Origin of the sequence: Brucella pseudintermedia, from assembly GCF_008932435.1 — a bacterium.
Classification (GTDB): domain Bacteria; phylum Pseudomonadota; class Alphaproteobacteria; order Rhizobiales; family Rhizobiaceae; genus Brucella; species Brucella pseudintermedia.
In genome coordinates this window covers 66,757-89,597 of record NZ_WBWE01000005.1, presented here as the reverse complement: position 1 = coordinate 89,597, position 22,841 = coordinate 66,757, and the positions used below count along the sequence as shown (strand labels likewise).

Sequence of the window (22,841 nt, the reverse complement as noted above, 5' to 3'; positions counted from 1 at the left end):
GAGACGGAATCCGTAACTCTTGCAAACTTCTCGGTAGTTCTACGGATCGGGCTGACCTTCCAGCCACAGGCGCGTCATTTCCGCCTGTGAGGTCGTGCCCAGTTTCGCCCCGATGGCCGCGCGATGGCTGTCGATCGTGCGTGGCGACAGTTCAAGCCCATCGGCAATCTGCCGGGTCGTGAATCCTTGCGCGATACGGCCAAGCACTTCGCGTTCGCGCGCCGTCAGCGTGTCCAGCAGCGCCAGCGTTTCGGCTCGCAGCGCCTTGCTGCCAAGCCGCTGCTCGAGCAGTTGCTGCGCCTTCTGGATGGCGTCGATCAGATCCTGCTCATCGACCGGCTTGGAAAGATAGTCCACCGCCCCGTTTCGGAAGGCGCGCCGGCAGGCTTCGATGTCGCCATGGCCCGAAATGATGATGACGGGCCAGTCGATTTCCTGTTCGGCCAGACGCTCCTGGAGTTTCAGGCCCGTCATGACCGGCATTCGAATGTCGAAGATCATGCAGCCCGGCTTCAGCCGGGGCAGTTGGGCGAGGAATGCCGACGGATCGGCGAAGCTCCTGACCTCGATGTCGATGGTCGACAAGAGCAGGCTGAGCGACTTGCGTACCGCTTCATCGTCATCGACAAGATAGACCGGCTGCACCATTCTCTTAACTTCCTGTTTCTTCGGCGATTGGCAGCACGACGCGAAACAGCGCGCCGCGCTCCTGGGGGATATAGGAAATCTCTCCGCCAAAACGCTCCACCAGCCGCTGGCTGAGCGCGAGACCAAGGCCGGTTCCTTCCGGGCGGCTGGTGGTAAACGGGGTGAAAAGACGCGGCAGCAGGTCGGGCGCAACACCCGGCCCGTTATCCGCAATTTCCAGAATTGCCGTCGACCGCTCAGTCTTCAGGGACGCGTTGACGCGCCGGTCCTGATCGTCCTCCTGGAAGGATTCAATCGCATTGCGGAGGAGGTTGAACATGACCTGTTCCATTTCCACCGGATCGACCGCGGCCATCAATGGCGCCTCCGGCATCGCAAGCTCGACCCTGACGCCCCGGCGCGCCGCTTCCGAGGCAAGCAGGCTCTGCACATTTTGAAGCGACAGGCGCAGATCGGCATGTGCCGTTGGCCGCCGTTGCGGGCGAGACCAGTTGCGCAGGCGATCCAGAATGGCGGATGCCCGGCGCGCCTGTTCCACCATATCGTCCAGCGCTCCTGCGAGAGCCGCCGTATTGTTGCGGCTCAACAGGCGGCGGCCCGCCTGCGCACCGGCAAGAAGGGCGGTCAGGGGTTGCGTCAGCTCATGCGCCATGCCGCTGGCCATTTCGCCCATCGTGTTGACGCGTGACGCATGGGCCAGACGCGCCTCAAAGCCGCTCAATTCCGCGCGGCGTTCTGCACGGCGGGTGCGCTGTGTCTGGCGGACGATGATCAATCCGCCGAAGAACAGCAGATTCGTGAGAATGAGAAGCGGTATCAGCTGGTCGAACGGCAGCAGGTCGCCCCAACTCATGGCAAGCGCGGTCTGGAAAAGCAGCGGCTGCGAGACACTGCCGAGCTTCTTGGAGAAATCGACATCGTCAAAGGAAGCCGGATGGCTGAACAGTACCGTGCCGTCGGGCATGAGGATGCGTCGCGCCACACCCTTGCCGCTCCAGAACGCATCGTCGGAACTGATGAGGCTCCCCGCATCAATCGCCAGTGTGAGGCCGTCATGCGGATTGTCGGTATTGGGGCTGCGTTTCACGATCATGTAGTGGCCGGGCCGCGCCGGCGGCGCCAGCAATTCCGGAACGTCGCGATAGGAACGGACCGCCGCCCGTATGGTGTCGGCCAGTTCCGGTTCCAGCGCCCTGGTGCCGGCCACAGGCAAGGACGGGTCCATCGGCACCAGTTGAATTTCATCGATGCGGGGATAGAAGCGGGTGATCGTCGCCGCTACTTCGAGGAAGACGTCATCTTGTGAAACATCGGCGGTTCGCGCCTTGGACTGGGCAATCGTGGAAAGCGCGGTCAGATGTGCGTCGTGCTGGCCGGCGCGCTGCGAGGCCTCCCGATGCAGCGTGAAACTGGCGGCCTGAAGCTCCGACAACAATGCGGCGCGCTGGTAGACGGCAAGGCCGCCCATAGCCAGAAGATTGCACAGCAACCACACGGAAAACGGCAATACGGCAGAGCGAATATTTCCCCGGATGCTTCTGCTTTTGAAGTTCATGAACTGCATCCCGGTATCAGCCTGTGCCCTCAGCCTGCGCTCGGGCGGGAATATCGCATCGGCTACGTTCGTCATTCGATCGGCATGTGCAAAACTATTGAAGTTTCACACCGCTGGCAAATGCCGCCCTTGCCGGATGCGCGCACGGCAATTGCGAATTATGGGCGGGAACTCCAAAGACCGGCTTGCTTCATGCATCCCTGCGGGCTCATATGAAAATTGCACCGCTGTTTAGAATCATCTGGAAAAGTCGATACTGAACAACACACCATCGAAGGTCGGTCGCGTCGTCAGCAAGGGAATGCAGCCTCATGAACACATACGGAAAACTATTTTCAGCCGCGCTGGTCGCGGCTGCGCTCAACAGCACGGCGGTTGGACAGGTCTTCGCCAAGACATTGATCTATTGCTCCGAGGCGTCTCCCGAAATGTTCGATGCGGCGCAGACGACTTCCGGCGCGGTGTATGACGCGTCGGCGCGCAATGTGTCAAACGGGCTTATCAAGATCAAGCGCGGCTCGACAGAGCTGGAGCCCGGCCTTGCCGAAAGCTGGGATGTTTCCGCCGATGGCAAGGAATATACGTTTCATCTGCGCAAGGGCGTGAAGTTCCACACCACGAGCTTTTTCACCCCGACGCGCGAATTCAATGCGGACGATGTGATCTTCACCTTCGACCGTCAGGGAAACAAGGATAATCCCTATTACAATCAGGGCACATGGCCGCAGTTCGGCGCCTATTCCTTTCCTTCCCTGATCGAGAAAATCGAAAAGATCGACGATCACACCGTCAAGTTTGTGCTGACGCATCCCGAAGCGACGTTCATCTCGACGCTGTCGCTGACATTCGCCGTCATCCAGTCCAAGGAATATGCCGACAAGCTCGTCGCGGAAGGCCGCATTTCAGAGTTTAGCCAGCAGCCTGTCGGAACCGGCCCCTATCAGTTCGTCGCCTATCAGAAGGATAGCGCCATCCGCTATCAGGCCAATCCCGATTACTGGGCGGGCAAGCAGAAGATCGACAATCTCATCTTCGCGATCACGCCGGATGCGGCGGTGCGCTACCAGAAGCTGAAGTCCGGCGAATGCCATGTCATCGCCGCGCCGAACCCCGCCGATCTTGCGGAGATGAAAAAGGATCCGGCTGTTGAAATGCTGCACAAGGAAGGCCTGAACCTGTCCTTCCTCGCCTACAACACCCAGCAGAAGCCGTTTGACGACGTGCGTGTCCGTAAGGCGCTGAACATGGCGGTCAACAAGGCCGCGATCATCGAGGCGGTCTATCTGGGCTCTGCCGTCCCTTCGGTCAATCCGCTGCCGCCAAGCGTCTGGGGCTACAACAAGAATGTCAAGGATGACGCTTACGATCCCGAACAGTCGCGCAAGCTGCTCGATGAGGCGGGCGTCAAGGACCTGAAGATGAATATCTGGGCCATGCCCGTGCAGCGGCCTTACATGCCCAATGCGCGCCGCGCTGCCGAACTCATGCAGGCCGACTTCGCCAAGGTGGGCGTAACAGCCGAAATCGTAACCTATGACTGGGGCGAATATCTCAAGCGCTCGCTGGAAAAGGACCGCGATGGCGCCGTCATGCTTGGCTGGACCGGCGGCATTGCCGATCCCGACAACTTCCTCGCCGCGCTTTTGAGCTGCAAGGCTATCGGCAGCGCGAACCGCGCGAACTGGTGCAATGAGGATTTCGAGAAGCTCATTCAGGCAGCCAAGCTGACGACCGATCAGGCCGAGCGCACCAAGCTCTATGAGCAGGCGCAGGTGGTTTTCAAGGAGCAGGCTCCCTGGCTGACAATCGCCCACCAGATCGTCGAGCAGCCGGTCAGCAAAAAGGTCAAGGATTTCCGCATCGATCCCTTTGGCGGCTACCTGTTTGAAGACGTCGACATCGAGGAATAACCGGCGGTGAATTACAGTTGGCGGGCGGAAACGCCCGCTATTCTTTTTTGCCTGTATGAAATCAGGTTCGATTCTGACCAATGACCGAGAAAAATATGGATATCGTAGACCGCTTTCTAGCCTATACCCGCATCAACACGACCGCCGTGCCCAATGCGGGGAAACTTCCGTCGAGCGCCGGGCAAACCGATCTCGCAAGGCTGCTCGCCAGCGAAATGCGCGCCATGGGCATGGAGGTTGAAGAGCGCGACCACTCGATCGTCGTCGGCACGCTGCCTGCCAATGTCTCCAATGCCGACCGCCAGTTTCCGACAATTGCATGGGTCGCCCATCTCGATACGTCCAGCGAATACATGACCGATACCCGCGCGCATGTGGTTGATTACAAGGGCGGCGATATCGTGCTTAACGCGGCGACCGGCGCCACCATGCGGCTTGCCGAGTTTCCCGAGCTCGAACGCTATGTCGGCGACCGGATCATCGTGACGGACGGCACCAGCCTGCTCGGGGCCGATAACAAGTCCGCCATTGCCGAGATCATGCATGCCATGCAGGTCCTGACCAGCCATCCCGAAATCGAGCACGGCACGGTCAAGGTCGTTTTCGTTCCCGACGAGGAAATCGGGTTGCTCGGCGCCAAGGCGCTCGACGTAGCGTCCCTCAATGCCGATTTCGCCTATACGCTCGACTGCTGTGCGGTGGGCGAGATCGTCTATGAAAACTGGAATGCCGGTGAGTTCCGCCTCACCTTCAAGGGCCAGCCTGCCCATCCGATGTCGGCCAAGGGCAAGCTGCGCAATGCCATTCTCTATGCCCAGCAATTCATTGCAATGATGCCGGGCGGCGAGCGTCCCGAATATACGGAAGGCACCGAAGGCTATTACTGGGCGAAGGGCATTCAGGGAACCGTGGCCGAGACGACCCTTGTCATTGATATCCGCGACTTCACGAAGGACGGATACGAGACGCGCCGCCTGTTCATTGAAAATCTGGCCGCGAGTTTCAACCGGCTCCATGGCGAGGGCACGGTTCACGTGGACTACAAGGCCGTCTACCGCAACGCAGCCGAGAGCCTGCAAGGCGAAAACCGTTATCCGGTCGCGCTTGCCCTTGAGGCGATGAAGGCAATAGGCGTGGAGCCGACGCCGCTGCCGATGCGCGGCGGTTATGACGGCGCGGTGCTGTCCGAAAAAGGACTGCCCTGCCCCAACCTGTTCTGCGGCGCGCACAACTTCCACTCGATCTACGAGTTCCTCCCAGTCGGTTCGCTCAACAAGGCCTCCGAAATGGTCATTGAGATTTTGAAGACTGCGCGGATCAACGGCAAAAGCTGATCCCACACAGCCTCAAATCCTGAGGAGACGTGAAATATCTCGTCTCCTCGTTCGAGCGATCAGGCGCCGGAGCGGTCCACGCTCTAATAGCCGATGGCGGCACCGGCGACGGCGCGGCTGTCGATAGCGCCGTAATAGCGGTTGTCACCGCCCTTTTCGATGGCCGCCATGTTCTTGCCGCCGACGAGAATGCCTGCCGCCTCGCCCCAGACCGGCCAGTCATGGTCCTCGCCGACCGTATAGCCCATGCCGGTCAGGAGCCGGATCGTATCGGGCGAAAGCGCGTTGGCTTCCATATAGACCCGGTCGGGCAGCCACTGGTGATGGATGCGCGGGGCGTCAATCGCCTCCTGAATGTCCATGCCATGGTCGATGACATTCATGATCGCCTCAAGCGTGATCGTGATGATGCGCGAACCGCCGGGGCTGCCGATGACCATGAAGGGCTTGCCGTCCTTCGATACGATGGTCGGGCTCATCGAGGACAGCGGCGACTTGCGCGGCTCGATGGCATTGGCTTCGCCCTGTATGAGGCCATAGAGATTGGGCACGCCCGGCTTGATGGTGAAGTCGTCCATCTCGTTGTTGAGCAGAATGCCGGTGCCTTCGGCCACCTTGGCCGTGCCGAACGAGCCGTTCAGCGTATAGGTCACGGCAACCGCATTACCGTCCTTGTCGACGATGGAATAATGCGTGGTTTCATTGGATTCCTTGAATTCGGCTGGCTTCAGCGCCTCACTGACACCAGCGCGATAAGGGTCGATGCGGCCACGGATTTCCGCGGCATAGTCCTTGCTGGTGAGTTTCTCGACCGGATTATCGACGAAATCCGGGTCGCCCAGCGCCGTGTTGCGGTCCACATAGGCATGGCGCATTGCTTCCACCATCAGACGCGTGGTTTCCGCCGAGCCATAGCCCAGATAGGAAATCGGATAGCCTTCAAGCACGTTGAGGATTTCGCAGATGATCAGCCCGCCCGAGGAAGGCGGCGGCGAGGAAACGATATCATAGCCGCGATAGCTGCATTTGACCGGCTCCAGCTCACGGACCTTGTATTGCTCGAAATCGGCCTTGGCGAGAATGCCGCCGTTTTCCTGACTCGACTTGACGATCAGATCGGCAATATCGCCCTGATAAAAGGCCGAAGGGCCCTTTTCCGAAATGGCCGAAAGCGATTTGGCGAGATCCGGCTGAACAAGTTTCTCGCCAAGGGCGAGCGGCTTTCCGTCCTTCAGGAAGATTTTTGCAGCCGCCGGGTCTTTCGCCAGTCTTTCATTGCCCTCGGCGAAGGAAAGAATATCGCCCAGTTCCAGCGCAAAGCCGTCCCGGGCCAGTTTCAGCGCGGGCTCGATCAGGTCCTCGCGCTTGCGGGTGCCATATTTCTCGCGTGCTTCCTCAAGACCGGCCACCGTGCCCGGCACGCCGATGGCGAGATAGGTTTCAGTGCTGGCGCCGTCGACCGGTTTGCCATCCTTGTCCAGATACATCGTCTTGGTGGCGGCGAGCGGCGCCCGCTCGCGAAAATCAAGAAAGGTGCTCTTGCCGTCCTTGAAGCGGATCGTCATGAAACCGCCGCCGCCAAGATTGCCCGCAGTCGGATAGACGACCGCCAGCGCGTAGCCGACCGCGACAGCCGCATCGACGGCATTGCCGCCGTTTTTCAGCACATCGACACCGACCTGCGAAGCGAGATGCTGTGCCGTGACCACCATGCCGTTCTGGCCTTCCGCCGGGGCTGGCGATGCCGCATGGGCCGACGGCAGATGACCTGCAACGGCGATGGCTGCGGCAAGGGAAAGCGATTTCAACCGGTAATGCTGCATGTCCTTCCTCCCTTGTGTCCTCCCCGATGGGAGGCAAGACCACAAGGTTCGCAAAAACTTTCCCAAAAGCAAGCATAAGAAATCGTCGATATCCGCCCCGGCTGCTGCGCATCATGTATCGAACATGGCCAGTGTCCGTAACAGGTTGGCGAATGCAACGGAGCGGTTCGCATCGGGCTGGCTGTCACCGACGCTGTCGCTTCGCGGAAGGGTCTTGCGCACATTGGTCGGGCTGTAGCCGAAATGTTGCGTGAATGCCCGCGTGAAATTGGCGGCTGTCTCGAAGCCCAGCAATTGCGCAATATCCGACACCTTGCGGTTTTCCGATGCATCGGCCAGCATTTCGTGCGCCGCGAGCAATCGCTTCTGGCGGATATAGCTGAGCACCCCGCCCGACCCCTCGAAAAGCTGGTAGAGATGTGTGCGGGAAATCGCCAGTTCCCGGCTGAGCGCATCGGGCGTGAGATCGCGGGACATGAGGTTCTTCTGGATGAAGCGTCTGGCCCGGCTCATCAGCCCCAGAGAAGCGCCGTGGTCGCTCGCATCCCTCTCTCTCACCAGCGGCACGATCGTGTCGAACACGAGCTGACGCAAGGCGTCGCGCAATTCGGGCAGGTCTTCGGCTGTTATCCGGTCGAGCCCGGCCTGAATGGTCGATACAAAATCGATCAGGAGCTTGGCGCGATAACCCCCAAGCGTGGAATTGTTGCACGCTTCCGGCATCCCGCCGAGACCCGCGAACTGATCGACCGGAATAATCAGCAGTACCGCTTCGGTCGCGAGCGCCCGACCGCGAAACGGGTAGCCAAACGAACGGATATTGATCATGCCGGGCTCATTTTCCGCCACACGGCCATCCACCGAGGTCCATGAGCGGCCATCGCGCAAAAAGCTGACCTGCCAATGATCTATGGGGCTGAAACGAACTTTTTCCGCTGTGCGTTCATAGCTAAATGGAGGTGCCGACTGTTCTATCAGCAGCATACCGCGCAGATTCCAGACTTTCTGGCTGACGGCAAAACCGTCCCGGTCCCTCACCCCCTCCGGCAAGCGCACATCATAGAGCGGAGCCATGTGCTGCTGCCATGCGGAAAACTGCGTGGAAGGGTCCAGTTGCTCGGTCGTAAAGACCAGCGGGGCCAGAATATTGGTGCTTCGGGCTTCTTCGCCAAGCCTTGCAAGCGGCACGCGCGGTGATTGGCGGCGCTCCACAAATTCCGGTTTCAGATCACTCGTGGCCTTGTCGCTCGGGGATGTCACGGCAACTCCCAAAACCAAACCGGGGGCCGGGGAACGCAGACTGCCTCCCAAGTCCTTGTCGTGATATTAGCATTTGCACGTATAAAATCAAAATAAGCCGGAACATTATCTGTCAGCTATCCGTTGTGAGCGGCAGCCGGTATCCTCATGCACGGCGAAGACCCTGCTTTTCCGGCTCGTCCGGACCGGCCGGAACTGGTCCGCGAAGAAGATCATTGCATCCCATTTGATGAAAATTTTCAGGAAAATCCGGCCAGAATATTAAAACGCATCCGATAGAAAGCACGGTAATAACAACCGGAGGCAATCGCATGAACAATGTATTTGCATTTACTGTGCGCCGCGAAAGCTTGAAATGGGCTGCCGCTATCGTGGTTGGACTTTCCGCTTCCTTATGCCAGACGGCAGGCGCCGAAGCCAAGGATGCCCGCAGACAACAAAGCGAAACGATTTCCGTTTATCGCGCCAAGGTCGAGACAAACGGCGAGGTTCGCTACAACAAGCCGGGATCGGCAAAGGTCATGAAGGTTTCCGCTTCGCAATATGCGAACGGCACGTCCCTTGTGTGCACGCCGAGCGGCTTTGGGCAGAAATCCCGCTGCTTCAACCGCAACTAGAGCATATCCGACCGGAGTGAAACGAGGATCGATAAGATTATGCTCAAAATAGAAAGCTTTAGAGCGCCGATCTGATCCAATCAGATCGAAACGCGCTCTAGGGTGAAACGCGAAACGCGGCAGTCACACCGGCTCGCCGAAACGCCATACTGATCGGCGAGCCGGCATGTTCGCCTCGCGATCAGCTCGCTTCGGCTTTCATGCGCGCCAGTCCCTTGCTTACGCGGTCGCCACGCAGAAGCTTGGCGGCCTCGTCGGAGGGGCGCGGCGGATTGTTGCGGAAGACGTACCACGTGCCGCCCAGCGAGCGCTTCTGGTAGATGACGCCTTCTTTCTCGCGATGGAGGAAGCAGGTCGTGTCGCCGCCGCCGCCCATCTTGTTGACCCAATAGGCTTGCAGGCAAAGCTTGCCGCTGTCAGTAGCGTACCAGCGCCCCTGCCCGTAAGACCACGCCCTGCCCTTCTGCGACCAGGCGATGAAACGATGTCTGTCGGCAGAGAAATAGCCGCCGCCATCCTTCCATTTCCATGTCCTGCCGGAATAAAGCGCCTCAACTGCCCTGGCTGATAGCGGCGCCGCCGCAGCAGCCTTGGCGGCGACCGGATCGTCGGCTTTCTGCTTCGGCGCGGCATCGGCAGCACCTGCCAGAAGAAGCACGGCCAGCGCCGCACTGACGGTTCTCAAACGGATCGAAAACATTGTCGTAATCCTGTTCAGATGTTGGAGCGCAAACTGATCCGCCTTGCGGATCAATCGAGCGGATGGTTTGCAACCCGCCAGTCGGGCCGCCCGACACCACGCGGCCACGGATAGACTTCGCGGTCATTGAAGTAGACAGTTGCGGTCAGTGCTGGAAATTCGGCTTGCGGCTTGTTGGTTTCCTGCGCCCAGGCGCGGACATAGGCGTCGCTTCCCTCATAGCCGAGTTCCGCGATGACAATCGGCTTCCCGAACCCGACCACCCGGTCATAGCCCGGTTTGGCGCGTTCGACGAAAGTGGATGCGCGTCCCAGTTCCAGCATGTCGTAGGGCTCGTAGCCGAACACCGACAGGCCGATCACGTCGACATAGCCATCGCCCGGATAATAGGCTTGCAGCCCCTCTTCTCCCTTTGGCGACCACATATATTTGGCGTGCGGCAGGGATTTGCGGCAGACGCTGACCACGTGCTGGTAAGCGCGGATATAGCCCTCCGCCGACCAATAGGACCAGGTGAACTGGCCTGTCTTGTCGTCCATTTCCTGCGCCCAGCGGATCGTGACCGGGCTTTTCAGCTTCGACGCAGCCGAGCAGACGGCAGCCATGTTGGAATCGTAACGGCCACGCACGATGCCGCTCAGGAGGTCGTCCGGCGCAACGCGCCAGTCGCGCGCCCATGACCATGGTTCCACGGTGATCAGCAGTTCGCGGCCCCGTTCCTGCGCATAGGCATCCGCCGCTGAAAGGCTGGTCAGGTCCACATCTTCCCACGGCAGGAACAAATGCTCGATGCGGGAATTGGGATCGTTGGTGAAATCCCCGTGCGGATCATAGGCTCCAAAGGTGATGGATTGCGGAGTGATGACCGGGCGCTTGTCGTGGAACATGTTGCGGGTATCGACATTGGCGCCCGAAACCCCGCTGGCGGCATAGACGGCTGTTGAAAGCAGCACGGCGCCAAGAATGGCTGTTGCTATTTTATATGAGGTTTTCATCGCCGCCTCCTTTATTGCGTTGGCGATTGCGCGGCCGGCAGCGCCAGATTGAGCGCTTCCGTGGCCGGTGTTATCGTTTCGATAGAGATGAGCTTGCGCGCCTCGTCGTCCTTGTTTCCGCCCGCATGGCGGAAGACATACCAGACGCCGTTCGGCTCTCGTTTCTGATAGATGGTCCCATCCGCAATACGGTGCGAGAAACAGGTCTTGTTCGGGAAAATGCCCTGAGCCAGATGCCACTTCGCATCGAAGCACATCTGGCCCGACCATGTGATCCGCCAGCGTCCTTCGGCCCATGCCTTGCCCTTCTCGCCGTCGACGCGAGCGGTGAACCGGCGGTTCCGGCTTTCCATCCGGCCAGCGCCATCCGCCCACTGCCAGCTCTTGTCATGATAGAGCATGTAAAGCTCGGCGGGCGTCATCGGGCGGGCACCGTCAGGCAGGCCATCCCTTGCGGATGGCGCTGCACCGGCTGGCGCACTCAGCCCAGCAAGCACCGCGAGCAATGGCAGAACACGCCTGCTCAGCAATAATGGGGTCCGCCGGCGCTCAAACATCGCCTCAAGCTTCGAATGTTTCATTTGAACCTCCCACCACCTTAAGGTTGCGCGCACCCGCCAAAGGTTCTTGCGATTGACGGATGCGCGCCTGCGGCAGAACGTTTGTTGCTCTTGTTTCCTGCCGCTGTTGAACGGGATGGCCGATTGTCGAAATCCGGAAGCCCAGGCTCCCGGCAATCGCCGGTGAAAAGACATTGCGCAGGTCGACGATCACGGCGTTCCGCATGATCTGCTTCACCCGGGCAAGATCGAGCTTGCGAATGCTGTCCCATTCGGTCACGACCACGGCAGCGTCAGCGGCGCTGAGGCATTCATAGGGATCGTCATGGAACTCGACCTCGCCGAGCAGGCGGCGGGCATTCTCCATTCCCGCCGGATCGTAGGCGCGAATGCTGGCGCCAAAGCGCTGCAAGGTCTCGATAAGCGGAATGGACGGCGCATCGCGCATATCGTCCGTGTCGGGTTTGAACGTCAGGCCGAGGATGGCAACCGTCCGGCCTTCGACGCTGCCGCCAAGCGCATCCAGCACCTTCAGCGCCATGCGGCGCTTGCGCGCTTCATTGACCGTCACGGTCTCCTCGACCAGTCGCAGGGCCACCCCGTGGTCCTGGGCGGTGCGCAGCAGCGCAATCGTATCCTTCGGGAAGCAGGAGCCGCCATAACCCGGTCCCGCATTGAGAAAACTGGTGCCGATACGCTTGTCCAGCCCCATGCCGAGCGCCAGTTCGGTGACATCGCTGCCAACTTCCTCGCACAGATCCGCCAGTTCGTTGATGAAGGTGATCTTGGTGGCGAGAAAGGCATTGGCGGCATATTTGATGAGTTCCGCCGTCCGCCGCTGCGTGATCAGGATCGGCGTCTGGCGGGGTTCGAGCGGCGGCGCGTAAAGGGCGACGAGCACGGAACGCGCCCGCTCATCCTCGACGCCGATGACAACGCGATCCGGCTCCAGAAAGTCGCTGATCGCGACACCCTCGCGCAGAAATTCCGGATTGGACGCGACGGAAAAAGTTCCCGGCCTCCTGACCGAGCCGATGATCTTCTGCACCACATCGCCGGTGCCGACCGGAACGGTGGACTTGACCGCGACGACGCTGTTGTCGTCGATCAAAGGCGCAAGTTCACGGGCGGCCATATAGACGAAAGACAGGTCCGCATCGCCGTGACCCGCACGCGCCGGCGTTCCGACGGCGATGAAGACAAGCGCCGCGCCCCGGACGGCTTCCGCCAGATTGGTGGTGAACCGGAGACGGCCAAAGGCGAAGCCGCGTTCCACCAGTTCATCCAGCCCCTGCTCGTAGATCGGCACGATGCCGCGCTCCAGCCGGACAATCTTGCGCTCGTCCTTATCGACGCAGACGACCTCGTGTCCCCAGGCCGCGAAACAGGCGCCGCTGACCAATCCGACATATCCCGTACCGATGACAGCGATCTTCATAATCGTCGCGCCTCTTTCGCCTAGTTTATTGCGCTGGCCGCACCGGTGCGCCAGCGTGGGTTGAAGACTGTCCGGTGAACGTCGCGCCCGCCTCTGCCAGCCCCTGCAACCGAGAAGCGGTCGTCAAAGATCGTGAAGCTTTTTGTGCCCCAGCTCAGAGCCTCAATGCCGTCGCGTCCGCGTTCGGCGGTCGTGAAACCGGTCAGCGCCACCAGCGCCGTAAAACTGCATGCCATTGCCGGTCGATAGAGGCGGCTCGTCATCCGCACCTGATTTTCCCGCGTGTGCTGGATGACGATCATCGCCATCAGGAACAGGTAGAAACACGCATTGAGGATGGCGAAGATGAAGAAGCCTCGCGTCTGGTCGGCATTGTCGACCAAGAGCACCGGCAAGATGGACAGGCCGGAGATCAGCGCATAGGGAGCGATCACCCGCAGCGGCACCGGATCGACTTCCGATGACCCCTTCGGCGTGACGCGAAAATCGACAAAGGAACCGGTCAGCCAGTCGCGGAAAGCCGCGAAGGTGCCAGCCAGAACCCACGGCCAGCGCGCCAGCAGGAACAGCATCGCCTCCCAGCTGAAAATCCTGCCGTCGACGGGGCGGAACGTCCTGCTCGACCGCCACCAGAATGCCAGCGCCAAAATCACCAGCGACTGCGGCATGAAGTGCATCAGGAAGGCAGGATAGGTGACGCTGACGAAATTATCGCCATAGATCAGGATGGCTATCGGCAGCACGAATGTCAGCGCCAGAAAGAAGGCATAGAGCGGATACCAGAGCTGCGAGAACAGGAACTGGATCTTGAGGCGCAGCGGCAGCCGCCCGATCAGTTTTGGCGTATATTGCAGCAGGATCATCACAAGGCTGCGCGACCACTGGAACTCTTGCGTCACAAGATCGGCGAAGGTGCGCGGACCGTCGCCATGGGCGATGGCGTCCAGCGCATGAACGCCCCGCCAGCCATGCGCGTTCATGAACAGGGTCGTGGAATGATCTTCGGCCAGTTCCGGTCCAAGACCGCCGATTTCCTTGAGCGCCGCCGTGCGCACCGCATAATGGGAACCGATGCAGACCGGGGCGAAGCCGCCATTATAACCGGCCTGCAATGAGCCGTGCATGCTCGCCTCCACATAGAGGCGTCCGCGCGCCGACCAGCTTTCATGGGCGTTGCGGTCACAGATACTTGGCGCGGAAACATAGCCGACTGCCGGATCGGCGAAGGGCCGCAATATGTTGAAGAGATAACCCGGTTCCGGCACATGGTCTGCATCGAGCTGCGATACGAAATCATAGCGTTCATAACCATAATGGTCGTAGAAGAAGGCGAGATTGCCTTCCTTGCAGCGGGTGCGGCGCGGCCAGCTCTGCCGGTGATAATCGGCGCGGCCCTTGCGCGTGGAAACGAAAACGCCATGCTCCCGGCACCAGGCAAGCGTCGAGGGCGACGGGTCCTCATCGGCAAGCCATGTATCGTGCGGCACATCCTGCGCCAGCATGGCGCGCAAGGTTTCTGCCACCACCGCGAAGGGTTCCGACGGGGCCTTGGTGACGACCATGGCAACGCGGCTTCCAGCAGGAATGCGAAGCGGTCCGGTCGGGCGTGCCGCGTGGAAGAAAACCGTGATGAAGTAAAGCGGCAGGATCGTGATCCAGGCCAGAAGCGCCGTCACCAGAATGGAGCCGAGCAGGTGATTGTGCGTTGCGCTGATGAACCACCATTGCCAGAAATAGGCAATGGCGAGCGCCCAGAGCACAATGCCCGCCATATATTCCAACCGCTTGCGGCCCGTAAAGATCGGCGCCAGCAAAGGTTCCGGTTTACCCCTATCAAAGGCAGGATGAAGATCGCGCCGTGTCATGACCGCATCTCCAGACCAAAGAAGGGTGCTGCCGTGCGGATGATCGTGTCGAGATCGGAATGAAGCGTGCGGAAGCCGAGCTTCGCAGCCGCTTCAGCCGGATCGGCATAAAGCACCGGCGGGTCGCCCGCCCGGCGGGGGCGCATTTCGACGGGCACTGTGCGGCCGGTTAGCCGGTCTATCGCATCCACGATTTCCCGGATGGATGTTCCGCGCCCGGTTCCCAGATTGAGAACCAGATTGCCGCCGCCATTCAAAAGATGCTCGACCGCAAGCACATGGGCCCGCGCCAGATCGACCACGTGAATATAGTCGCGAATGCAGGTGCCGTCCGGCGTCTCGTAATCATCGCCATAAACTTCTAGGCAATCCGCCTTTCCGGCCGCAGCCAGCATGGCGCGCGGTATCAGATGGGTTTCGGGATCGTGCTTTTCGCCCAGTTCGCCATCCAGATCGGCGCCGCAGGCGTTGAAATAGCGCAGCGCCGCATAGGGCAAGCCATAGGCTGCCGAATAGTCGGCCAGCATATGTTCGGCAATCAGCTTCGTGCGGCCATAGGGATTGATCGGGTTTTGTGTTTGCCCTTCACGGATCGGCAGCACCTCAGGAATGCCATAGGTGGCGCAGCTCGACGAAAAGATGACGGGGCGTCCGCCCGTCAGGCGGCTTGCTTCCAGAACGGACTGGATGCCGCCGACATTGTTGCGATAATATTTCGCCGGGTCCGTGACGGATTCCCCCACATAGGCCGAGGCGGCAAAGTGAATGATCGCAGCCGGATCGAAGCTCCTGATCGCAGCGACAAGCTGATCTTGAGAAAGCGTGTCCCCCTCGACAAACTCGCCCCAGCGCACGGAAGACCGGTGGCCCGTCGACAGGTTGTCATAGACGACCGGCGAGAATCCGCTCCCATGCAGGAGCTTGGCCGTATGGCTTCCAATGAAGCCCGCGCCGCCGGTGACGAGGATGTTGGGCCGTGTCATCTCGCCACCTCGAAAAGCTCGCCCGTTGGCCTGACAAGCTGGCGTTCGAAATAGGCGATCGTCTGCTTCAGTCCTTCGACAAGCGCTATCTGCGGTTCCCAGCCAAGCTCGCGCTTGGCGAGCATGATGTCGGGACGGCGCTGGCGCGGATCGTCAGTCGGCAGCGGACGATAGACGATCCGCGATGACGAACCGGTCAGCGCGATGATCTGCTCGGCCAGTTCACGCACGGTGAACTCGCCCGGATTGCCGAGATTGACGGGCTTGCGGATCTGGCTGTTCATCAGACGGCTGAAACCTTCGATCAGATCGTCGACATAACAGAAGGAACGGGTCTGCGAGCCGTCGCCATAGATGGTGATGTCTTCGCGCTTCAACGCCTGAACGATGAAGTTCGACACGACGCGCCCGTCATCGGGCCGCATGCGCGGGCCATAGGTGTTGAAGATGCGCACGATGCGGATATCGACGCCATATTGCTTGTGAAAATCGTAGAACAGCGTTTCAGCCGAGCGCTTGCCTTCATCATAGCAGGACCGGGGGCCGAAGGAGTTGACATTGCCCCAATAGGCTTCCGGCTGCGGATGGGTTTGCGGGTCGCCATAGACTTCCGAAGTCGATGCCTGGAAAATCCGCGCCTGATAATGGGCTGCGAGTTCCAGCAGGTTGAGCGAGCCGATGACGCTCGTCTTCATCGTATGCACCGGATCGGCCTGATAATGCGGCGGCGAAGCCGGGCACGCCAGATTGTAAATCTCGTCCACCGGCAGGTCGATCGGGTTGACGATATCGTGGCGCACGAAGCTGAACGTGTCGTAACGCAGGAGATTGCGCAGGTTCTCAAGCCGCCCCGTCGAAAAATTATCGACGCAGATGACGAAGTTTCCTTCATTCAGAAGACGCTCGCAAAGATGAGAGCCGAGAAATCCCGCGCCGCCCGCGACAAGGATGCGCCGTGACGACATGCGCGCAGCAGATATACCCGATGATCTGAAATTTATACTCACGAGAACCTCCAACGCCAATTCTTCAACAAGCGATCCCGCAAAAACACAAAGCATCTTCATCAACACGCTTGAATAGAAACGTGCTGTTCGGTGATTTATGCTTGCTCTACCAGATGATTGAAGATAGCGGCTCTGGAGACCAGAGTCGTTAGCGCAGAATCCGGAAACTTATCCTTGCGTCCATTTTTGAAGAGCCTTTATTGCTCTAGTTCCGCGCTTGCAACTGCGCGAAATGGGCAAGCATCCGGTCTGGATCGGCCTTGATGCCGCTGAACAGCTCGAATGCGCCGACCGCCTGAAACACCGCCATCCCGCCGCCATCGAGCACGCGGCATCCGCGCTCCTTCGCAAGCCGGACCAGCGGCGTCTGCAAGGGAAAATAGACGATATCCGAAACCCAGAGGTGAGGCTGCACCAGCAGAGGCGCGAGCGGCAGGCCGGGATGCGCATCCATGCCCGTCGGCGTCGCGTGGACCAGACCGGACGCACCCGCCAGCGTTCGCTCCAGATCGGAACCCGCAATGAAACTGCATTGCGGCTGCGCCGCGACAAGCTTGCCGATGACCGCATCGACTTTCGCTGCGTCGAGGTCGAAGATGTGCACTTCCCGCGCACCCATTTCGGCGAGCGCATAGGCAACGGCGACCCCGGCCCCGCCCGCACCAAGCAGCACCACACGCGCCAGCGACGCACCGGGTAAGCCCCGGCGAAACCCTTCCGCATAGCCCCACCAGTCAGTGTTGTGGCCGATGCGCCTGCCATCGGAAAACACCACGGTGTTGATCGATTGCAAGGCCGAGGCATGGGGCGAAAGTTCATCGACCAGCGCCACCGCCGCCTGCTTGCAGGGATGGGTGATGTTGAGACCGGCGAAGCCCGCAGCCTCCGCCTCGCCGACAAGCGCGGGCAGATCCTGTGCGGAACGGCCATTGGCGGCAATATCGATGATATCGTAACGATAGGCGAGACCCGCCGCCGCGCCCTCCCGCATATGCATTGCCGGCGAGAGCGAACGCTGGATATTTGCGCCGACCAGACCCACATGGACACGGCGTTTCGTCACTTCACGTCTCAATTCTTGTTCTCCACAGGATCGGTCGGCGCGCCGACCCCCGCTATTCCGGGCTTTTCAAAAGGGCGATGATCGCGTCGCTGATCAGGCGGCGATGCCGCGCCTTCACGTCGGACGCCATCAGGTCGGTGCCGAAGATCGCGCCGAATGTGTGCCTGTTGGAAACGCGGAAAAAACACTGCGCGCTGATCAGCATGTGAAGGTCGAGCGCGGAAATGCGGCGCTGGAAGACGCCCTGCTCGCGCCCGCGCTCAAGGATTTTCTCGATCGTTTCCAGAATGGTCACATTCTGGCGCGACAGGACGTCGGAACGTTCCATATGTTCGGCGCGGTGAATGTTTTCCACCGCGACCAGCCGCACGAAATCCGGATTGGCGTCGTCATGGTCGAAGGTGCTTTCCACCAGACTGCGCATGGCGGATTCCGGGTCCTGATCGTCGAGCGACAGCGAGCTTTCAAGCGCACGTATCTTTCCATAGGCGCGTTCCAGCACGGCGAGATAAAGCCCCTCCTTGCTGCCGAAATAATAATAGATCATGCGCTTGGACGTGCGGGTCTGCGCCGCGATCTCATCCACGCGCGCGCCGGAAAACCCCGATGCCACGAACTCCCGCCCCGCAACGTCGAGAATATTTTCCCGCGTTGCGTCGGGATCGTTCTTGCGCGTCTGCGCCTTGGCGAGCGCCTTTCCCATGGTTCCCTCTCCCCCAGCGATCAAAGTGCCGCTGCACTTTTCGGCATGCCCGCCGGGCGCATGTAGCGCCGCAGCGCGGCAATGCGGAAGATCGCATTGGCCGCGCCATACCCTTTGTAGCCCTGCCTTTGTACGACTTCGAAAAAGAAGCCCTGATCGTCGGTGGGGCTGTAGAGCTGGAAATATTCGCCGCTCTCGTCGCGGTCATAAAGCACGTTCGCGGCCTTGAGCCGATCGGTGAATTCCGGATCGAGACCGAGCCGCGCTTCCAGATCGTCGTAATAATTCGGCGAGATTTCCAGCGTGTGGAAGCCGTTGCCGCGCAAGGCTGCAGCGGTGGCAAAGATATCGTCCGTCGCGAAGGCCAGATGCTGGATGCCAGAGCCGAAGGTTTCGGCGATGAAGCGGCCGGCCAGCGTGCGTCGGTTTTCCGCGCCGTTGAGCGTGATGCGCAGCGTTCCCTCGTCGTTTTCCACCACCTGGCTGCGCACGACGCCGCCCGGATCGACAATATCGACCATGGGCGATTTCCGCGTTTCCGTGAGCGAGGTGTAGAAAAGCAGCCAGGTCAGAAGTTCGTCGAACTTCATCGTCTGGGCAATGTGATCGATGTGTGTGAGGCCGACACCTGCCGCCGCATCATCTGTTGCGACGGGTTCAAACTCGATATCGAAGATGCGGGCCAGATCGGTCTTTTCATCGAGAAAATAGATCAGCCCGCCGCCCACGCCGCGGATGGCGGGCATGGCAATTTCACCCGGATCGAGCGGCTGTTCAAAATTCTCCGCACCCATGGCAACGGCGCGCGCATGGGCTTCCGACGCATCGCCCACGACGAGCCCCATTGCATAGGCTGCGGTGCCGTGGACGGCATAGGCCGAGCTTGCGAAGCCGCGCGTATCCGTATTGATGACGAGATTGATGCCGCCCTGCCGGTAGAGCGCGACATCCTTGGTGCGATGTTTGCCCGCAAGCCTGAACCCCAGCGCGCCGACAGCGGCGACGAGCCGTTCGGCCTCTTCGGCGTGGGTGGCAAACTCGACAAAGCCGACACGGTGCACCCTTGCGCGGGGCGGCATGGCGGCAACCGTCAGCCTGTTGTCCGGCTCTACCCGGCGAACCTGATCGCCAAGATAGATGAGCGAACGGCGTCCATCGGCAGCGATGGTGGCGGGCGATCCGCCGCGGAACTGGTCGTTGAAGATTTCAAGCGAGAAATAGCCGTCATAGCCGGTCGCGGCCACCGCACGCATGAAATCCAGCACCGGCAGGTCGCCCTCGCCTGGCATGTTGCGATAATGGCGGCTCCAGTAAAGCAGGTCCATGTCGATCAGCGGCGCATCCGCCATCTGGATGATGAAAAGCTTGTCCTTCGGAATGGAGCGGATCGAATTCACGTCGATCTTGCGCGCCAGCGTGTGAAAACTGTCGAGGATCAGCCCGACATTGGGATGGTCGGCGCGGCGCACGATCTCCCATGCATCGCGGTGGTCGCTGATATGGCGGCCCCAGGCAAGCGCCTCGTAACCGACGCGCAGATTGCGCCGCGCCGCCCGCTCGCCAAGCTCGCGAAAATCGTCCGCGGCCCGGTCGATGCCGCCAATGGCAGCAGGCGACACGTTGGAGCAGACCAGAACGAGATCGGTGCCCAGCTCCTGCATCAGGTCGAACTTGCGTTCCGCCCGGTCGAAAGTGCGGCTGCGCAGCGGTTCCGGCATGCCTTCGAAATCGCGGAAGGGTTGGAAAAGCGTGATTTCAAGCCCCAGGTCGCGCGCCATCCGGCCCACCTGACGCGGGCTTTCGTCAAAGGTGAGAAAATCATTCTCGAAAATCTCCACCCCGTCAAAACCGGCCTTGGCGATGGCCCCCAGCTTCTGCTGGAGATCGCCGCTGATGGAGACGGTTGCTATCGAAGTCTTCATGTCACGCTCCTGTCTCCGGTCGGACCGGAGTTTTCTTCCGGCTCCGGGCAAACCCGCCCGGAACCGTTTTATCCGGTATCGGCCTGCGCGTACCGTTTTAATTTCCGCCGCGAACCTTCTTCAATTCGGCAAAGAGCTCATTGACGGTTTCCGCACCGATTTCGGCGGTAAACTTGTCGATGACCGGCTTTACCGCATCGCGCAGGCGCGCGGTTTCTTCCGGCGTCAGTTCGGTTACCTGCATTCCCGTCTTCCTGATCTCGTCGAGCGCCGTCGCGTCCTGCTCGCGGGAAACCTTGCGCTGGTAATCGCGCGCCTCGACCGCCGCCTGTTCGATCACTGCCTTTTCCTCATCGTTGAGGCGGTCCCAGAACTTCTTGCTGATCATCACGATCTGCGGATTGTACTGGTGGCGCGTCAGCGTCAGATATTTCTGCACTTCATAGAACTTGGCATTGATGATGTTGGCGTTGGGGTTTTCCTGCCCGTCGACCGTGCCGGTTTCAAGCGCCGTATAAAGCTCGGTATAGGGCAGCGGAACCGCATTGGCGCCAAGCGTGTTGAACAGGGCCACCGGCACCGGCGATTGCAGGGTGCGGATTTTCAGCCCCGCAATATCCTCCAGTTTCGCGACCGGATGGCGGTTATTGGTCAGGTTGCGGAAACCGAGCTCCCAATAGGCAAGCCCGACCAGTCCCGTATCAGGCAGGCGCTTCATCAGGTTGGTGCCGAACGGGCCATCCATGACCTTATCGGCTTCCTCGCCGCTGTTGAACAGGAAGGGCAGATCGACGGCCTCGAATGCCTTGACGGTGCTGGACAGGATGCCCGCATTCATCACCGTCATTTCCACGACACCGCCCTGCAAGCCGGAAAGCGTCTGCGGATCGCTGCCCAGCACGCCGCCGGGAAAAAGTTTCACATTGATCTGACCGTCGCTCTTTTCCTTCACCAGCTCTGCAAATTTCTCCATGCCCGTCACCTGCGGGTGGCCCTTGCTGTTGGCGGCGGCAAACTTGATCGTCTGCGAACGGATTTCGGCCATGGCCGTTGTCGTCATCAGGGCCAGCGGCAGAACCACGCCCAATGCCATTGTCTTCAGTATGTTCTTCATGTCTTCCTCCCACTCGTTATTTCAATGTCTTCAGGGCCGCTTGGCGCGGCGCCCGCCCTCGATTCAATGAAACCAGCCCATCGGGACTGTCACCAGTTGCGGAAACAGCACCATCAGGAAAAGCACCGCCAGTTGCGCGATCAGGAACGGCAGCACGCCCGTCATCACCTTTTCGAACGGCAGGCGCGCGACGCCGCACACCACATTCAGCACCGTGCCGACGGGCGGTGTGATGAGGCCGATGGAATTGTTGATGATGAACAGCACGCCGAAATAGACCGGATCGATGCCCGCCTCCCTGATGATCGGCATCAGCACCGGCGTCAGGATCAGGATCGTCGGAGTCATGTCCATCGCCATGCCGACAAGAACAACCATGAGCATGATCGCAAGCAGCAGCAGTGTCTGGTTATCCATCAAAGGTCGCACCAGTTCGGCCAGTTCACCCGGCACGTCAGCGACCGTAATCATCCAGGCCGAAACGCTGGCGCTTGCCACGAGGAACATCACCACGGCGGTCGTCTTCGCCGCATCCACCATGGCCGGATAGAGCCGTGACAGCGGCAATTCACGATAGATCACGGTGGCGACGAACAGCGAATAGACAGCGGCAACCACGCCCGCCTCCGTCGGCGTGAACACGCCGAAGCGAAGGCCGACAATGATGATGACCGGCAGCATCAGGGCCCAGATGCTGTCGAGGAAAGCCCGCATCCGCGCACCCGGCGCGGCCTTCTCCGGCAGTTCGAACTGCTCGCGGCGGGCGAGGATGAACCATGTCACGCACAGCGCCACGGCAATCATCAGGCCGGGAAAAATCCCTGCCAGAAACAGCTTGGTGATCGAAACCCCGCCGACCACGCCAAACAGGATGAAGCCGATGGATGGCGGGATGATCGGCGCGATGATCGAGGCAGAGGCGATCAGCCCCGCCGCGCGACCCGGCTCGTGCCCGGCATTGCGCATCATGGGAAACAGCAATGCGCCGAGCGCCGCCGCGTCAGCGACCGCCGAGCCGGAAAGACTGGCGATGACGCAAGCCGCGAAGATGGCGACGAAGCCGAGGCCGCCGCGCACATGGCCCACCATGACCAGCGCCAGGTTGACGATGCGGCGCGAAAGACCGCCCGCATTCATGATTTCCCCGGCGAGCAGGAAAAAGGGAACGGCCATCAGCGGAAAACTGTCGGCGCCGTTCAGCACGTTCTGTGCCACGATCTGGGCGTCGAACAGATCCATATACATCATCAGCGCAGCGCCGCTGATGATGAGCGCGAAGGCAACCGGAACGCCAAGCGCCATGGGAACCAGAAGCGCGGCGAGAAAGATAAGCAAGGTCATGGT

The 22,841-nt window shown here is 60.3% G+C and carries 19 protein-coding genes; 3 read left to right on the top strand and 16 right to left on the bottom strand.

Annotation, left to right across the window (positions count from 1 at the left end):
* Positions 1-39: 39 nt before the first annotated feature.
* Entirely contained in the window at positions 40-648 is a 609-nt protein-coding gene (locus F9K78_RS08145) for a response regulator transcription factor (RefSeq protein WP_121986688.1), read from the bottom strand.
* Between the two features lie 4 nt (positions 649-652).
* Positions 653-2,203 (bottom strand): sensor histidine kinase, encoded by a 1,551-nt coding sequence (locus F9K78_RS08140; RefSeq protein WP_121986749.1) that lies wholly within the window; start codon positions 2,201-2,203, stop codon positions 653-655.
* 311 nt (positions 2,204-2,514) lie between these two features.
* Between F9K78_RS08140 and F9K78_RS08135 the strand changes: the two genes are divergently transcribed.
* Together F9K78_RS08135 and pepT are read left to right on the top strand one after the other, a co-directional pair.
* Positions 2,515-4,113 (top strand): ABC transporter substrate-binding protein, encoded by a 1,599-nt coding sequence (locus F9K78_RS08135; protein WP_121986689.1) that lies wholly within the window; start codon positions 2,515-2,517, stop codon positions 4,111-4,113.
* Positions 4,114-4,208: 95 nt separating this feature from the next.
* A complete protein-coding gene (gene pepT, locus F9K78_RS08130) occupies positions 4,209-5,447 on the top strand; it encodes a peptidase T (protein ID WP_121986750.1) in 1,239 nt (412 codons plus the stop codon).
* 83 nt (positions 5,448-5,530) lie between these two features.
* Here pepT and ggt read toward each other — a convergent pair whose 3' ends face one another.
* Together ggt and F9K78_RS08120 are read right to left on the bottom strand one after the other, a co-directional pair.
* Complete coding sequence (gene ggt, locus F9K78_RS08125; RefSeq protein WP_121986690.1) at positions 5,531-7,270, bottom strand: gamma-glutamyltransferase; 1,740 nt, start codon at positions 7,268-7,270, stop codon at positions 5,531-5,533.
* Between the two features lie 111 nt (positions 7,271-7,381).
* The gene (locus F9K78_RS08120) at positions 7,382-8,530 is read right to left on the bottom strand and encodes a helix-turn-helix domain-containing protein (protein ID WP_121986691.1); all 1,149 of its coding nucleotides are present in this window, start codon (positions 8,528-8,530) and stop codon (positions 7,382-7,384) included.
* Between the two features lie 311 nt (positions 8,531-8,841).
* Here F9K78_RS08120 and F9K78_RS08115 point away from each other — a divergent pair, with 311 nt between their 5' ends.
* A complete protein-coding gene (locus tag F9K78_RS08115) occupies positions 8,842-9,147 on the top strand; it encodes a hypothetical protein (RefSeq protein WP_121986692.1) in 306 nt (101 codons plus the stop codon).
* 181 nt (positions 9,148-9,328) lie between these two features.
* Here the strand turns inward: F9K78_RS08115 and F9K78_RS08110 are convergent, their stop codons facing one another.
* The 12 genes from F9K78_RS08110 to F9K78_RS08055 form a co-directional block, all read right to left on the bottom strand.
* Positions 9,329-9,847, bottom strand: a complete 519-nt coding sequence (locus F9K78_RS08110) for a DUF995 domain-containing protein (RefSeq protein WP_121986751.1) — start codon at positions 9,845-9,847, stop codon at positions 9,329-9,331.
* A 50-nt stretch (positions 9,848-9,897) separates the two neighbouring features.
* Positions 9,898-10,842 (bottom strand): glycoside hydrolase family 26 protein, encoded by a 945-nt coding sequence (locus tag F9K78_RS08105; RefSeq protein ID WP_121986693.1) that lies wholly within the window; start codon positions 10,840-10,842, stop codon positions 9,898-9,900.
* 11 nt (positions 10,843-10,853) lie between these two features.
* Positions 10,854-11,399: a DUF995 domain-containing protein gene (locus F9K78_RS08100; RefSeq protein WP_376903720.1), complete on the bottom strand. Its 546-nt coding sequence runs from the start codon at positions 11,397-11,399 to the stop codon at positions 10,854-10,856.
* A gap of 4 nt (positions 11,400-11,403) precedes the next feature.
* Positions 11,404-12,840, bottom strand: coding sequence for a UDP-glucose dehydrogenase family protein (locus tag F9K78_RS08095; protein WP_121986695.1), 1,437 nt, complete (start codon positions 12,838-12,840; stop codon positions 11,404-11,406).
* 20 nt (positions 12,841-12,860) lie between these two features.
* The gene (locus tag F9K78_RS08090; protein WP_121986696.1) at positions 12,861-14,705 is read right to left on the bottom strand and encodes a glycosyltransferase family 2 protein; all 1,845 of its coding nucleotides are present in this window, start codon (positions 14,703-14,705) and stop codon (positions 12,861-12,863) included.
* Positions 14,702-15,688, bottom strand: a complete 987-nt coding sequence (gene galE, locus F9K78_RS08085) for a UDP-glucose 4-epimerase GalE (protein ID WP_121986697.1) — start codon at positions 15,686-15,688, stop codon at positions 14,702-14,704. Before galE ends, F9K78_RS08090 begins: the two co-directional genes overlap by 4 nt.
* Entirely contained in the window at positions 15,685-16,653 is a 969-nt protein-coding gene (locus tag F9K78_RS08080) for a UDP-glucuronic acid decarboxylase family protein (RefSeq protein WP_121986752.1), read from the bottom strand. The genes galE and F9K78_RS08080 overlap by 4 nt, the downstream gene beginning before the upstream one ends.
* 247 nt (positions 16,654-16,900) lie before the next feature.
* Complete coding sequence (locus F9K78_RS08075) at positions 16,901-17,770, bottom strand: shikimate dehydrogenase (protein WP_121986698.1); 870 nt, start codon at positions 17,768-17,770, stop codon at positions 16,901-16,903.
* 40 nt (positions 17,771-17,810) lie between these two features.
* Positions 17,811-18,461, bottom strand: a complete 651-nt coding sequence (locus tag F9K78_RS08070) for a TetR/AcrR family transcriptional regulator (protein WP_151682123.1) — start codon at positions 18,459-18,461, stop codon at positions 17,811-17,813.
* 20 nt (positions 18,462-18,481) lie between these two features.
* The gene (locus F9K78_RS08065; RefSeq protein ID WP_121986700.1) at positions 18,482-20,383 is read right to left on the bottom strand and encodes a bifunctional sugar phosphate isomerase/epimerase/4-hydroxyphenylpyruvate dioxygenase family protein; all 1,902 of its coding nucleotides are present in this window, start codon (positions 20,381-20,383) and stop codon (positions 18,482-18,484) included.
* A gap of 97 nt (positions 20,384-20,480) precedes the next feature.
* Positions 20,481-21,497: a TRAP transporter substrate-binding protein gene (locus F9K78_RS08060; protein ID WP_121986701.1), complete on the bottom strand. Its 1,017-nt coding sequence runs from the start codon at positions 21,495-21,497 to the stop codon at positions 20,481-20,483.
* A 63-nt stretch (positions 21,498-21,560) separates the two neighbouring features.
* Complete coding sequence (locus tag F9K78_RS08055) at positions 21,561-22,838, bottom strand: TRAP transporter large permease subunit (protein WP_121980880.1); 1,278 nt, start codon at positions 22,836-22,838, stop codon at positions 21,561-21,563.
* Between the last annotated feature and the right edge of the window lie 3 nt (positions 22,839-22,841).

Coding starts and splice junctions, on each gene's coding strand:
- F9K78_RS08145 (WP_121986688.1), bottom strand. CDS start 648: ATGGTGCAGCCGGTCTATCTTGTCGATGACGATGAAGCGGTACGCAAG.
- F9K78_RS08140 (WP_121986749.1), bottom strand. CDS start 2,203: ATGAACTTCAAAAGCAGAAGCATCCGGGGAAATATTCGCTCTGCCGTA.
- F9K78_RS08135 (WP_121986689.1), top strand. CDS start 2,515: ATGAACACATACGGAAAACTATTTTCAGCCGCGCTGGTCGCGGCTGCG.
- pepT (WP_121986750.1), top strand. CDS start 4,209: ATGGATATCGTAGACCGCTTTCTAGCCTATACCCGCATCAACACGACC.
- ggt (WP_121986690.1), bottom strand. CDS start 7,270: ATGCAGCATTACCGGTTGAAATCGCTTTCCCTTGCCGCAGCCATCGCC.
- F9K78_RS08115 (WP_121986692.1), top strand. CDS start 8,842: ATGAACAATGTATTTGCATTTACTGTGCGCCGCGAAAGCTTGAAATGG.
- F9K78_RS08110 (WP_121986751.1), bottom strand. CDS start 9,847: ATGTTTTCGATCCGTTTGAGAACCGTCAGTGCGGCGCTGGCCGTGCTT.
- F9K78_RS08105 (WP_121986693.1), bottom strand. CDS start 10,842: ATGAAAACCTCATATAAAATAGCAACAGCCATTCTTGGCGCCGTGCTG.
- F9K78_RS08100 (WP_376903720.1), bottom strand. CDS start 11,399: ATGTTTGAGCGCCGGCGGACCCCATTATTGCTGAGCAGGCGTGTTCTG.
- F9K78_RS08095 (WP_121986695.1), bottom strand. CDS start 12,840: ATGAAGATCGCTGTCATCGGTACGGGATATGTCGGATTGGTCAGCGGC.
- F9K78_RS08090 (WP_121986696.1), bottom strand. CDS start 14,705: ATGACACGGCGCGATCTTCATCCTGCCTTTGATAGGGGTAAACCGGAA.
- galE (WP_121986697.1), bottom strand. CDS start 15,688: ATGACACGGCCCAACATCCTCGTCACCGGCGGCGCGGGCTTCATTGGA.
- F9K78_RS08080 (WP_121986752.1), bottom strand. CDS start 16,653: ATGTCGTCACGGCGCATCCTTGTCGCGGGCGGCGCGGGATTTCTCGGC.
- F9K78_RS08070 (WP_151682123.1), bottom strand. CDS start 18,461: ATGGGAAAGGCGCTCGCCAAGGCGCAGACGCGCAAGAACGATCCCGAC.
- F9K78_RS08065 (WP_121986700.1), bottom strand. CDS start 20,383: ATGAAGACTTCGATAGCAACCGTCTCCATCAGCGGCGATCTCCAGCAG.
- F9K78_RS08060 (WP_121986701.1), bottom strand. CDS start 21,497: ATGAAGAACATACTGAAGACAATGGCATTGGGCGTGGTTCTGCCGCTG.
- F9K78_RS08055 (WP_121980880.1), bottom strand. CDS start 22,838: ATGACCTTGCTTATCTTTCTCGCCGCGCTTCTGGTTCCCATGGCGCTT.